The sequence below is a fragment of the Alkalimonas amylolytica genome (assembly GCF_900107845.1).
Taxonomy (GTDB): Bacteria; Pseudomonadota; Gammaproteobacteria; order Enterobacterales; family Alteromonadaceae; genus Alkalimonas; species Alkalimonas amylolytica.
This window is the reverse complement of record NZ_FNRM01000001.1, coordinates 538,267-551,311: the sequence shown is the minus strand read 5'-3', so window position 1 is coordinate 551,311 and position 13,045 is coordinate 538,267. Positions and strand designations below refer to the sequence as shown.

Genomic DNA, 13,045 nt, shown 5'->3' with positions numbered 1-13,045 from the left:
AAAAGCCCGCTGGCTGGCGGGCTTAACGCAAAGGAAAGTGCTTAGACGCTGTAGTACAGTTCAAACTCGAGTGGATGAATGGCGATATTGACCCGACGCGCTTCTTCCCGCTTGATTGCGATGTAGGCATCAATCATGTCGTTTGACATCACACCGCCTTTGGTGAAGATTTCGCGTGAGGCATCCAGTGCATCCAGCGCCTGATCCAGAGAGGTAGCTACCTGTGGAATATTGGCTGCTTCTTCTGCTGGCAAGTCGTACAGATCTTTATCCATCGCATCGCCAGGATGGATTTTGTTCTGAATACCATCCAAACCAGCCATCAACTGGGCAACAAAGGCCAGGTAAGGGTTGGCTGCAGGATCCGGGAAACGGCACTCAATCCGACGCGCTTTGGCACTTGGTACCATCGGAATACGAATCGAAGCGGAGCGGTTGCGGGCTGAGTAAGCCAACATCACCGGTGCTTCATAGTGCGGCACCAAACGCTTGTACGAGTTGGTCGATGGGTTGGTAAACGCATTGATGGCGCGGGCATGCTTGATGATACCACCAATGTAGTACAGGGCGATTTCAGACAGGCCTGCGTATTTGTCGCCGGCAAACAGGTTAACGCCGTCTTTGGCCAGTGACTGGTGGCAGTGCATACCAGAGCCGTTATCCCCAAACAATGGTTTTGGCATAAAGGTAGCGGTCTTGCCATAAATGTCTGCTACGTTGTGGATCACATACTTCAGAGTTTGCACTTCATCGGCTTTTTTAGTCAGGGTATTGAAACGGGTAGCAATTTCGTTCTGACCTGCCGTGGCGACCTCGTGGTGATGGGCTTCCACCACCTGCCCCATTTCTTCCAGCACGGTACACATGGCGCTACGGATATCGTGTGATGAATCAACAGGAGGCAGTGGGAAGTAACCACCTTTCACCCGCGGACGGTGGCCTTTGTTGCCATCAGCCAGCTCGGCACCTGAGTTCCAGGCAGCTTCGCCATCGTTGATTTTAAAGAAAGATCCAGACATATCGGTGTGGAAACGAATGTCGTCGAACATAAAAAACTCTGGTTCCGGACCAAACAGCACGGTATCGGCGATGCCGGTTGATTTCAGGTATTCTTCAGCGCGCAGTGCGATGGATCGTGGATCACGATCATAGCCTTGCATGGTGCCTGGTTCGATGACATTGCAGCGGATATTCAGGGTGCTTTCTTCAAAGAAAGGATCCATCACAGCGGTTTCCGGATCTGGCATCAGGATCATGTCAGAGTCGTTGATTCCTTTCCAGCCCATGATGGAAGAACCGTCGAACATCTTACCGTCTTCAAAGAAATCTTCCGAAATCTGGCTAACCGGCACGGTGACGTGCTGCTCTTTGCCTTTGGTGTCGGTAAAACGTAAATCGACGTATTTCACTTCGTTTTCTTCAATCATCTTCATTACAGATGCAGCCATGGGTTCCTCCAGTTGGTTCCATAGGAAAATTTTTCATCGACCGAATAGATGCCAGATATGTGCCATTCATTCAGTACCTTTAAAATCAGATAGATAAAACGTATTCAATGCTTCTGCACTGCTGTGGCGCACCAGTTTGGTGCGGCTATTCGCCATGCTGGTGCATACCAGCCTAGCACAATTCTGGCCTCCAGCAGGGCGCTTCGGTCGCCAACGGGAAAAAAATCCGAGTTTATTTCTTCTTTGACGCGAAACAGAGTAGAATATGCGCCCTTATTTAAAGAGTTTGTTGTTTGCCTGGTGGTCACGTTGACGGTCACAGGGTGCCACAGAGGAAAGAGAAAGCATGAGCGTTACCGCGACCGATATTCAGAAACTACGTAATGTTGCCATTATTGCGCACGTTGACCACGGCAAAACCACGCTGGTAGATAAACTACTGCAGCAATCCGGTACCTTTGATGAACGTGCCAAACTGCAAGAGCGGGTAATGGACTCGAATGATCAGGAAAAAGAACGTGGCATTACCATTCTGGCGAAAAACACTTCCGTGCGCTGGAACGGTTTTCACATTAATATCCTGGATACCCCTGGTCACGCCGACTTTGGTGGTGAAGTGGAGCGCGTACTGTCAATGGCCGATTCGGTGCTGTTGTTGGTAGACGCCGTAGACGGCCCTATGCCACAAACCCGTTTTGTGACCCAAAAAGCCTTCGCGCATGGCTTAAAGCCTATTGTCGTGGTAAACAAAATCGACCGTCCTGGTGCCCGGCCGGATTGGGTAATTGACCAGGTCTTCGACCTGTTTGATAACCTGGGTGCGACCGATGAGCAGCTGGACTTCCCGATTGTGTATGCCTCGGCTTTGAATGGGTGGGCAACACTGGATCATAACGAGCCAAAAACCGACATGACCGAATTGTTCCAGGCCATCGTGGATAATGTGACGCCGCCGGATGTGGATCCGGAAGGTGACACCCAGCTGCAAGTGTCACAGCTCGACTACTCCAGCTACCTTGGCATCATCGGTATCGGCCGGATTAAGCGTGGAACCTTGCGCCCTAACCAGCAGGTGACCATCGTCAGTGCTGATGGCAAAAAACGCAATGGTAAAGTTGGTCAGGTTTTTGGTTACCTTGGGCTGGAGCGGATTGATACCACCGAATCGACTGCCGGTGACATAGTCGCCTTTACCGGCCTGGGTGAGCTGAAAATCTCCGATACCATTTGTGCGCCGACTGCAGTAGAAGCCTTACCTGCCTTAACGGTCGATGAGCCAACCGTAACCATGACCTTCCAGGTGAATACCTCACCTTTTGCTGGCAAAGAAGGCAAGTTTGTCACTTCGCGTCAGATTTTAGAGCGTCTGCAAAATGAACTGAAACACAACGTGGCGCTGCGGGTTCAGGAAACCGAAGATGGTGATAAATTCCGTGTTTCAGGTCGTGGTGAATTGCACTTAGGTGTACTGATTGAAAGCATGCGTCGTGAAGGCTTTGAATTAGCAGTGTCACGGCCGGAAGTGATCATGAAAACTGTGGACGGCGTCAAAATGGAGCCCTATGAGCAACTGACCATCGACTGTGAAGAGTCGCATCAGGGTGCTGTTATGGAAAAAATGGGTGAGCGTAAGGCAGAAATGACCAATATGCAGCCGGATGGTAAAGGCCGGGTACGGATGGATTTCGTGGTGCCTAGTCGTGGTTTGATTGGTTTCCGTACCGAGTTCATTACTTTAACCTCTGGTACCGGCTTGATGTACCACAGCTTTGATCACTATGGTGAATTCAAAGGCGGTACCATTGGACTGCGTAATAATGGTGTGATGATCGCCAATGCCATGGGTAAAGCGGCTGGTTACGCTATTTTCTCATTGCAGGAGCGCGGCCGGATGTTTATCGGCCATGCCGAAGAAGTCTATGAAGGTCAGGTCATTGGAATTCATAGCCGCAGCAACGATTTGACGGTGAACTGCTTAAAAGGCAAGCAGTTGACCAACGTACGGGCATCGGGTACTGATGAAGCCATTAACCTGGTACCACCGATCCGATTCACGCTGGAACAGGCGCTGGAATTTATTGACGACGACGAGCTGGTGGAAGTCACCCCAGCCTCTATTCGTATTCGTAAACGTCACCTGACAGAGAACGACCGTAAACGAGCCAGTCGCCAATCAGGCGCTTAAATTGCGACTCGGATAACGACTAAGCAGGCTTGAAGAGCCGGGAACTACTGGTTAGTTCCCGGCTTTTTTTATACTATGGACGCTAACCTCATGCAAAGGAGTGGTCTGGTGCAGGCAATCAAGTGGCGAGAGTTCATCCATACCAGCCATTTATTTATCAAAGGCTATATCCAGCGTTGTCAGCAGGATCAGATCAATCTGGTTGGCGGGTACCTGGCTTATATTTCCTTGTTATCGCTGGTGCCCTTTATTGCCGTGATGTTCTCTATGTTAAGTGCTTTTCCAATGTTTGCGGAGTTTCGCCAAAGCATGGAAAGCCTGCTTTATGCCAATGTGGTGCCGTCGCGCGGCGATGAAATCAAAGACTATGTGAATGAATTTATTGGCAATACCCGCGGGATGACGGCTGTTGGTATTACAGCGTTGATCGTGGTAGCGCTGTTGCTGATCCATAACATTGATAAAACCCTGAATAAAATCTGGCGCATCCACAAGCGACCACGGCCAGTGATCTCTTTTTCCATTTACTGGATGATCCTGACTCTCGGCCCTATTTTGTTTGGTACTTCCATTGCGGTTAGTTCCTACCTGGTGACCCTGACCCGCTTTGCTGATGACTTCACGCCCGGCTTGTCCAGTTTCTTGTTAGGGCTGGTCCCTTATCTGATGTCCTGGCTGGCATTTTGTATTTTGTATTTGGTGGTGCCTAATACCAAGGTCCGGATCCGGCATGCTTTCTTTGGTGGCTTGCTGGCCATGCTGTTGTTTGAACTGTTGAAGTATGGTTTTGCGCTTTATATCACTCATTTCCCATCCTATCAGGTGATCTATGGAGCCATGGCCTTGATCCCAATCTTATTTTTGTGGGTCTATCTGAGCTGGCTGGTGGTGTTGGTGGGTGCTGAGCTGACCGCCTATCTGAAAGACTGGGAGCAGCTTATGAAAGATGAAGCCAGTGAAACGGAGGAGTGCTGTGAATGAAAGCCTTAATTCAGCGGGTGCGTAGTGCCAGTGTGAGCGTGGCCGGGGAGCCAATCGCGCAGATTGAACAGGGCCTGTTGGTACTGCTGGGGGTAGAGCAGGCGGATTCGGAGCTAAGTGCGGCACTTCTGGCGGATAAAGTCTGTAAATACAGGGTATTTAGCGATGACAACGGTAAAATGAATCTGAATGTGCAGCAGGTGAAAGGCCAGTTGCTGGTGGTGTCGCAGTTTACGCTGGCAGCGGATACCAACACGGGTCTCAGACCCAGTTTTTCTCAGGCTGCCGTGCCAGAACAGGCACAGCGTTTGTACCAGCACTTTATCGAGCGTTGCGAAGAGCATAATCTGAACGTGGCCTGTGGTCGTTTCGCGGCCGATATGCAGGTAGCCTTGGTCAATGATGGCCCGGTCACTTTCTTACTTGAAAGCAAAAGCGGGTAAACCATGGCCATTCGCATGCACATCCCGCGAAATGACGCCGATTGGCAGGCATACTATCAGTTCCGCTGGCAACAGCTAAGAGCCCCCTGGCAGCAGCCTCTTGGGTCAGAACGTGATGAGCTGGAGCATCAGAGCCATCATCGCATGCTGATGGACGGAGATCGCCTGATCGGCGTGGGTCGCTTGCATCAGCTGGATGATGGTAAGGCGCAAGTTCGGTACATGGCCGTGGACCCGGCGTATCAGCGCCAGCAACTTGGTGCCCGCTTACTGACTGAGCTTGAACAGCAGGCGCTGGTGCTAGGCTGTACCGAGGTGGTGCTAAATGCCCGCGATACTGCCTTGGGTTTTTATCAGCGGCTTGGGTACAGCATGCAACAAGAAGCACCCAGTCAGTTTGGCATTGCGCATTACCGCATGCATCGCTATTTGCGTCTGCCAGGCTCTGTTGAAGACTGGCAGCGCCGTTGCCAACAGTTGCAACAAAGCTGGCATCAGCAAATACCGCTTAGTCGCTTTATGCAATTAGAGATTGCCGCCTTTGATGGCACTGAATTACGCTGTCAGGCACCGCTGGAGCCGAATATCAACCTGCATGGCACCATGTTTGCCGGTAGCTTGTACAGTCTGGCCACATTGACGGGGTGGGGCTTGTTGCATCTGCAGTTGCAGGCGTTGTCGTTGCAGGCTGATCTGGTGTTAGTCGATGGGCATATTCGTTATCTCAAACCAATGCAGCACAAGCCGCAGACACGCTGCACCATGCTAAGTGCCAAAGGCGATTTAACGGTGTTACGCCAGGGGCTGCATGCCAGTCAGCGCATCAAGGTCGAGCTATTGAGTGCTGATAAGGTCGTGGCTTTGTTTGAAGGCCATTACAAGGCGCTGCTGCCACGGAGAACCCAATGAAAGTTATTTTGCTGGGTTGCGGTTGGCTCGGCCGGCAACTGCTGCCTGTTTTGCAGCAGGATGGCCACCAGCTGGTGGTCACCCGCCAGTCAGAGACCGCTCTAGCGGAGCTGCCGGGCTCTGTTTCAGGCCAGGTGCTCAGTCTGCCTCTGTCATTGCCATTTCCGGAAACGTTGATGGATCAGTTTCAGCAAGCGGTGGTGATATGCGCCATTACACCCGGTTGGCGTAAACAGGGCGGGGCGGGTTATCTGGATAGTCTGCAGTCTTTGGCCAGGCTGGTGCAGGCAGCTGATAGCCTGGCTTGTGTGCACTTTAGTTCCACCGGCGCTTACAATGGCCTGAGTGATGAGGTCGATGAGCAAAGTCAACTGGCCGCAAGCGATGCCAAAGCGCAGTTACTGTATCAAGGCGAACAACTGCTACAGCAAGCCTTGCCAACCTGCACTTTGCGGCTTGCTGGCTTGATAGGGCCTGGCCGACACCCAGGGAAGTTTCTGCGCAGTGGTGTGCTGGATGACCCAGATGCTCCGGTGAATATGGTGCATAGTCACGATGTGATTGAGGCCGTGCGGGTTATTCTGCAGCAGCAAGCCTGGCCGTCGCTGTACAATTTGAGCTGTCCGGATTTGGTCACACGCCAGCAGTTTTATCAGCAAGCCCGAGCGCTGTTGCAACTTCCTGCACTGACCGTTGGTGCTGCTGGTTCCAGTCAGCGCCGGGTACTGGCCCATCGTATAAGCCGGCAGTTGCCCTTTCACTATCGTTACCCATCGGCGTTGCATGCGGTGCTTGAGTGCTCTTAAACACACATTTATCAGGTCGCTAGTGACTTTATCGGACTTTTATCAGGCTTTTGTCAGGACTAGTTCCCGTTAACACCCCATACTCACCCTTACAGTATTTGCCACTCAAGGTTGAGTTGTTATGCGCAGTCAATGGTTGTTGTTGTCTACCATCAGTACCTTGCTAGGGATAGCGGCAGGTGCATTGTTCTTGTTGTTTTCAGAACACTCCATCGTGTTTTCCCAGTCAGCTCTGGTGTTATCAGAGTTTTGGTCCACTTTCCTGTTGTGGGCGTTTGTCCTGCTGTTTGTGTCGGCTTTGATGTTTAATTTGATCGCTTTTATCGAAATGGACTCAGGCAACCGTTGGTTGGCACTTCCGAAACGATTTCAACGTGAACAGAGTCGATTCGAGCAGCAGGAGTTTTTTTTCAGTCGCCTGAAGCAACAACTGCAACAACAAGGTGACATTGAGCCCGCCTGTAATGATGATAACGAAGTATTTTTCTGGCACAGTAAGGCCGGAAAGACCCTGGTGTACTTTCATCCCGATGCTGAGAATATGGTCTCGATGGAGTGCTTACGTGAACGCTTCCAGCAGATGCTTAGTCATGATTGTCGACAGGGAATGCTAGTGAGTTTTCAGGGCTTTACCAGTCAGGTACGTATTTTCGCCCGCGAAGCAAATATTGAGCTGCTTGAATACCAGCCGGATATGTTGAAGCAGGGCTTCAGCGGCCGCTCGGCTCTACTGACGCAAGCGGAAAGCCGCACTGGCTTGCTCCAGTTCTGATGCCAGCCTTGTAACATCCCGGCTGTGTGCTAGGGTGCTGCTGGCTTTTTCAGTACTGTTTTGCGCCAGCTGTACCACCACTTCCATCGACTGACTGATTTGCCCGCCCTGACTAAGCTGCAGGGCCGTGGCGTCGGCGATGCTGGCATTGATGCCGTGCATCTGAGTGATGGCATGGTGAATAAACTGCAATGCTTGCAGTAATGCCTGATTTTCCTCAACACACTGACTAGCATCTTCGTTGCCTTGCTGAACCGCTTGTACGGCTGCTTTGGTGCCTTGCTGCAAGGTTTCTATCATGGTCTGAATATCATTGGTCGCTTGCTGGGTGCGCCCCGCCAGGGTGCGTACTTCATCGGCAACCACCGCAAAGCCGCGCCCCTGCTCGCCGGCTCTGGCTGCTTCAATGGCTGCATTCAGTGCCAACAGATTGGTTTGTTCGGCAATGCTGCCTATGGTATCCAAAATGCTGCCAATTTGCTTGGTTTGCTCATTTACCTGCTGCATCAGTTCATCGATGCTGTGAAGCTGTTTTGCCAGGTGGCCAATGCGCTGATTGTTTTGCTCGGACAGCTGATGCACCTGTTGGTTATGCTGCATGCCTTGCTGCATCTCTAGCACTGCTTGCTCTGCCTGTTCGGTAATGTGCTGGCTTTGTTCGCTGAGCTGGTGCGTGCTGGAGTTAATGCTGGCGATTTGGCTGGTTTGCTGTTGCAGGGCTTCACGAATATCCTGTACATCCGTGCCAGAGCGCTGGGCGCTTTGGCTGAGCTCACTGGCATAGTTTTGGATGCGCAGCACCAGACTGCTAAGTGCTTCAACCAGTTGATTGACGTTCACTGCCAGCTTGCCAAACTCATCATCGCGCTGAATGGTGAGGCGCTGGCTAAGATCGCCCTGTGCCATCACCCCCAGCACCAGATTGATTTTAGCCAGTGGTTGCAGCATGGCGCGGATGGTGACCCAGGCAATGGCTGTGGCTAGCACGATTAGTACCAGCAAAATGATGACATTGCGCCAATTACCTTGTGAAATGGTGCGGCTAACGGCTTGCTGCAGTTGACTGACCTGCTGATCAGCGGCACTGGCCATCTTTTGCAAGGCACTGATGCCATTGGCAAACTCCAGTTCTGCCTGGTTTAGATGCTGACGCGCTGCTTGTTGTTGTGTTAATCGCTGCAGTTGCAGGTTCAGCAATGTTTGTTGCTGCACCAGCTGTTGCTCCAGTTGTTGCAGCTGCGCTTCAAAATCCAACCAAAGCCCGCCAGTGTCAATGCTTGCCACCAACTGAGCCAGATAGTCGATATTGACCTGCATATCACTAAAAGCAAAATTGATATTGTCTTCGCTGCGCTGTAATTGAGTTAACTCATTGGCATTGGCAACTTCCCGTAAGGTATTGATTAGGCCCAGTAGCTGACCGTCAATACGACCGGCGGTGCCTTCTATCAGCTCCAGCGTATCGCTATCGGCACCATCCAGATAGGATAAATCCAGTAACAGGGCGCCAAGGGCGTCCAATTGCTGTTCTAATTGCTGGAATACCTGCTGCACTTCAGCACGGCTTTGTTCAACCTCCATCCTGAGTGAAAACATCTGTTGCACGGATTGGCGGTAGGCGCTGCTTTGCTGTTCAGCTTGTTGCAGGGTCTGTTGCAGCTCACGATGTTGTTCTGTTAGCTCTGCTGCTTGCTGCAACAGCTGCTGCAGGCCGCTATCTGCCTTGGTAAAGAGCTGTTGCTGCTGACTGATCAGCGCTGGTTGCTCGGCTGAAAAACCCTGGGCGCTGGCATTGGCCATACTGAGTAGCTGGATTTGCGCCTGATTGCTTAGTTGTTGGGTGGGAATGGCGCGTTCGTTAACGTTGCGGGTCGATTCTTCTATCGATAGAAAGCTAAGCAAGGCTGACCCGCTGGCAACCACCAGTAACAGCACAATCAAGCCAAATCCAAGGATAATGCGATGAGCGATGGTAAGGGTCATGGTAAGTTCTCAGCTGCTTTGTATTTTAATTATAGCTTGCACTGACCATAACAAATCTTCGCGAACTGGTCTAGCCAGATGAAGTCGTCCTGCTGATTTTGCTGTGTGGCAATAAAAGTCGCTGTCCATACTGCCATCATTCACCAGAAGAGCTAGTAGTTTGTTCAGGTCGCATCAACCAATAGCATCGTCTAGCCAGTAAAAACCTCAATCTATTTAGTATTCAAAGGTATCGGAATTCTGCATTAAGCCATAGGTGACTAAATTGTGGCATAAAAGTCATTATAAGAGACTTATGAGTTGCTTTTTGAAGTATTGCTTGTGTTGCATGAGAATTTAAGGGTAGGAGATATGCATTTGATTTTAAATGAATTAATCAATTTATGGCAGATCTTTTATGCAGTAATTTTGCGATATTGTTTTTTTTGTGTTTTTTTTTGGTGCTCATGTGTTGTACTATAAATTAATGTTGACTTTTTGGTTTATTTACAGTGGCGCCTGAAGTAATTGTTCTGACTCATAAAAGTGATAAGCATGCAAAAGTTGTTTCTAAATCGTTTACAGCCATTGGAAAGGAAAACTTGATCTTGCTGTTCGACTCACTCCCAAGTGTTATGACAGTCTCATTCGAATTTGATGTCCACGGAGCTACTGTCGACAATAAAAGTTGCTTTAGGAGTGTAAACCGTGTTTGGGTTTCATCGTGATGTGCCGGCAAAGTTGCATCCAGATCTTATGGAGGGTATGAGTCAATGCCAATAACGAAATATGCCAAGCTCCGGTGGGTAAACTATTTTTTATTAGCTGGCCTCTTGTCTTTCAGTGTTAGTGCAGAGCATATACAGGAAAACCTAGCATCCCCATTTGATAATTTTGTATCCGTTATAGAAAAAAAGGAAGCGGATAACTTTGCGCTGGAAACTTATCTGAGGCTGAAAGAGCTCTATAGAGAGATAGAGAAAGACAATGTAGCTATTCACAAGCTTTGGTTTAGTGCTCAGCAGTTGGCGGTTTTTGATACTTTTTTTGGTGAATACTCACAGGCAGAGGAGAGGCAGTACAAAGTTCATCCTGGATTTGGTCGTCAGAAAAGCTGTCCAATAAAAGAATTATATTCCCATGAGGCTCTATCTGTTTTGCCTAAACTGATAGCAGATAGACAGGTTGTGTTGATTAATGAGTCGCACACCAGGATAGCATCCCGAGCATTCATTCTTAGGATTTTACCGGTATTAAAAGAGCTGGGGTTTTCTGTACTAGCAATGGAAGGATTGAACCCGCACCTGGATTTAGCAAGCATCCAAGTATTACAAGCAAGAGGGTATCCTCTGAGTACCGGGCAAGAAGGTTATTATTTGCGAGAGCCTGTGATGGGTGAGTTGGTAAGAGAGGCAATAACATTAGGTTTTAAACTTTTACCATTTGATTTGGCCGGTGCAGAAAATAGAGAGCAGCGCGAAGAGTACCAAGCTGAAGTGCTCGCCGAGTTCATTGGCATTAATCCTGAAACTAAAGTGGCTATAATTTCAGGTTATTCGCATATTCACAAAACTGATGGCTGGATGGCAGAAAGGCTGCAGCAAAAAATAAGTCAGCCGATTCTTTCTATTGATCAAACCTCCCGAATAACAGGTTGCAAGCACTTTGAGGCTTCTAGTGAGCCCTATGTCCTTTTGGATGAAAAAAACCACCCTTGGAGTGCATTACCAGATAATGTTGATTTTACTATTATTCATGCGCCTGGCATGGATGAAACTACAAATAAGCCAGCATGGTTGAGGCTCCATGGACTTCGAGAACCTATTGATGTAGGTAACGAGCTTTGTAATGAGACATGGCCTTGCTTGATATCTGCATATTACAGCGATGAACAAGCAGATGCTGTGCCTGCCGGTTTGGTGTTGCTGGAGGATGCTTCGTCAACCGCTTGGTTGTATCTCAGAACAGGGGAATACCTGATAAAAGGGATAAATATAAGTGGCGATACGCGGCATAAAAATTTACAGCCAAACTAATCAATAAGTAAGATCATTTCAATTATATATTGGCTTATACCCCATAAGCGCCGAAGGATATTGAGGTATAACGTATAGAAGAATTTGAGATGAACTCAAATCCGTGCGCAGCGGAACTGCGTGAATTATAATCCTCAAGATAGGAAGTAATTATGTCCTTTATAATTAATCAACAAAAGAAAGATGACTTAAAAACTATGGAACTTTACCAAGAGCTAGATAAGAATCAGTTAGAAATGGTTGTAGGAGGGAGTGATGCTACGGGTAGTAAAAGATGCTCATGGCCGACATATACAACCGGTGGCCCTGGTGGAAATATGGCATCTGATGGTTGTGATGACTAAGTAGCCCATGATAGAGCCATGCCTTGTAACAGAAGTTGCAAGGCTTTTTAATTATATAGTGATGGCGTTCGGGAGAATGATTGTGAGTGCAGAAGCTGGTTGTATTCTAATACTTGGAACACGAAATGATCCTCATGTTGATAGAGTTGCAAGTAAGTTGGAGCAACAAAGAGTACCGGTAATTATTCTTGACTATCAAGACGGCACAATGTTCTCGCTATATTTTTCTGATGACAGTTGTTATATTGAAGTCGGTGGCATGTTTTTACCCGAAAACTATATTGTTTGGAATCGGGAAAAGATAATACCAGGAACACCGGGTTATAAATTTTTTGCTAATGAGAAAGAGGTGTACTGGTTGGCTCAGGAGTGGAAAGCTTTATTCAAGCTTATTTCCGGGCTTAACGGTAGTCGAGTAATAAACTCTTTATCATCAAGGCTATGCATGATTAAACCCTACCAGCAAAAAGTTGCCGCAAGAGCAGGATTTAAAACTCCAACTTCAATTGTCACAAACTCAATCGATTCAATCACAACATTCCTGGGTGAGAATAAGGGAGGGACTATCATCAAATCCCTGTCCGGAGGTAGGAATAGAGCATTTAATGATGAGGGGGAAGAATACTTCCATCAGGTCATGACTATGCAGGTAAGTGAAGCTGATTTTGAAGATGCCTCCTCTGAGGATCTAGTCTGCTCGCCAAACTTTTTCCAATGTGAGATTGAAAAAGAGTTTGAGCTTAGAGTTGTTTTCGTTGGTAGCAAGTTGTTTTCATTCAAAATTGAATCACAAGTGCATTCACTAACGAAAGTTGATTGGAGAAAAGGAATCGGTTTTCTAGATTTTACCCCGTGTGAGCTTGACGAGTCTATAAAAGTGAAAATTAATGACTTCATGGATGAGATGGGGTTATTTACTGGCAGCTTAGATCTTCTCGTTGATAAACATGGTGATGTATATTTTTTAGAGTGTAATCAAGATGGTGCGTGGTTATGGCTTGATGATATTGTATCAGGTGAAATCTCAGATTCATTTTCACTGGCGCTTTCAAACAGATTGAAATCAATCTTACCTAAATAACGGTTCTAAGCAGTAGATCATTTAACGAAGGGAACTAAATGTGGTTTTATTTAGGAGAGCTATGATTTAAAAAGCTAT

Annotated in this window: 11 protein-coding genes; 9 read left to right on the top strand and 2 right to left on the bottom strand. The window is 48.3% G+C overall.

Annotated features, from left to right (window positions below; all coding sequences use genetic code 11):
• Positions 1 to 41: 41 nt before the first annotated feature.
• Positions 42 to 1,448, bottom strand: coding sequence for a glutamate--ammonia ligase (gene glnA / locus BLW37_RS02450; RefSeq protein ID WP_091338894.1), 1,407 nt, complete (start codon positions 1,446 to 1,448; stop codon positions 42 to 44).
• Positions 1,449 to 1,794: 346 nt separating this feature from the next.
• On the opposite strand from glnA, the gene typA reads away from it, so the two are divergent.
• The 6 genes from typA (at position 1,795) to BLW37_RS02420 (ending at position 7,544) form a co-directional block, all read left to right on the top strand.
• Positions 1,795 to 3,633, top strand: a complete 1,839-nt coding sequence (gene typA, locus BLW37_RS02445) for a translational GTPase TypA (protein WP_091338892.1) — start codon at positions 1,795 to 1,797, stop codon at positions 3,631 to 3,633.
• Positions 3,634 to 3,741: 108 nt separating this feature from the next.
• Complete coding sequence (locus tag BLW37_RS02440; RefSeq protein WP_342744192.1) at positions 3,742 to 4,614, top strand: virulence factor BrkB family protein; 873 nt, start codon at positions 3,742 to 3,744, stop codon at positions 4,612 to 4,614.
• Positions 4,611 to 5,057: a D-aminoacyl-tRNA deacylase gene (gene dtd / locus BLW37_RS02435; protein ID WP_091338887.1), complete on the top strand. Its 447-nt coding sequence runs from the start codon at positions 4,611 to 4,613 to the stop codon at positions 5,055 to 5,057. Before BLW37_RS02440 ends, dtd begins: the two co-directional genes overlap by 4 nt.
• Positions 5,058 to 5,060: 3 nt before the next feature.
• A complete protein-coding gene (locus BLW37_RS02430; protein ID WP_091338884.1) occupies positions 5,061 to 5,966 on the top strand; it encodes a bifunctional GNAT family N-acetyltransferase/hotdog fold thioesterase in 906 nt (301 codons plus the stop codon).
• On the top strand, positions 5,963 to 6,772 hold the full coding sequence (locus BLW37_RS02425) for a Rossmann-fold NAD(P)-binding domain-containing protein (RefSeq protein ID WP_091338881.1): 810 nt from the start codon (positions 5,963 to 5,965) through the stop codon (positions 6,770 to 6,772). Before BLW37_RS02430 ends, BLW37_RS02425 begins: the two co-directional genes overlap by 4 nt.
• Before the next feature lie 121 nt (positions 6,773 to 6,893).
• The gene (locus BLW37_RS02420) at positions 6,894 to 7,544 is read left to right on the top strand and encodes a restriction endonuclease (RefSeq protein ID WP_091338879.1); all 651 of its coding nucleotides are present in this window, start codon (positions 6,894 to 6,896) and stop codon (positions 7,542 to 7,544) included.
• On the opposite strand, the gene BLW37_RS02415 is transcribed toward BLW37_RS02420, so the two are convergent.
• Positions 7,500 to 9,527, bottom strand: a complete 2,028-nt coding sequence (locus BLW37_RS02415) for a methyl-accepting chemotaxis protein (RefSeq protein ID WP_091338875.1) — start codon at positions 9,525 to 9,527, stop codon at positions 7,500 to 7,502. The genes BLW37_RS02420 and BLW37_RS02415 overlap by 45 nt on opposite strands.
• A gap of 752 nt (positions 9,528 to 10,279) precedes the next feature.
• Here BLW37_RS02415 and BLW37_RS02410 point away from each other — a divergent pair.
• The 3 genes from BLW37_RS02410 to BLW37_RS02400 all read left to right on the top strand — a co-directional run bounded on the left by BLW37_RS02410 (position 10,280) and on the right by BLW37_RS02400 (position 12,967).
• Positions 10,280 to 11,542: a TraB/GumN family protein gene (locus tag BLW37_RS02410; protein ID WP_091338871.1), complete on the top strand. Its 1,263-nt coding sequence runs from the start codon at positions 10,280 to 10,282 to the stop codon at positions 11,540 to 11,542.
• 152 nt (positions 11,543 to 11,694) lie between these two features.
• Entirely contained in the window at positions 11,695 to 11,886 is a 192-nt protein-coding gene (locus BLW37_RS02405) for a hypothetical protein (protein ID WP_091338867.1), read from the top strand.
• Positions 11,887 to 11,968: 82 nt separating this feature from the next.
• Positions 11,969 to 12,967 (top strand): MvdC/MvdD family ATP grasp protein, encoded by a 999-nt coding sequence (locus BLW37_RS02400; protein ID WP_139243647.1) that lies wholly within the window; start codon positions 11,969 to 11,971, stop codon positions 12,965 to 12,967.
• Positions 12,968 to 13,045 lie beyond the last annotated feature (78 nt).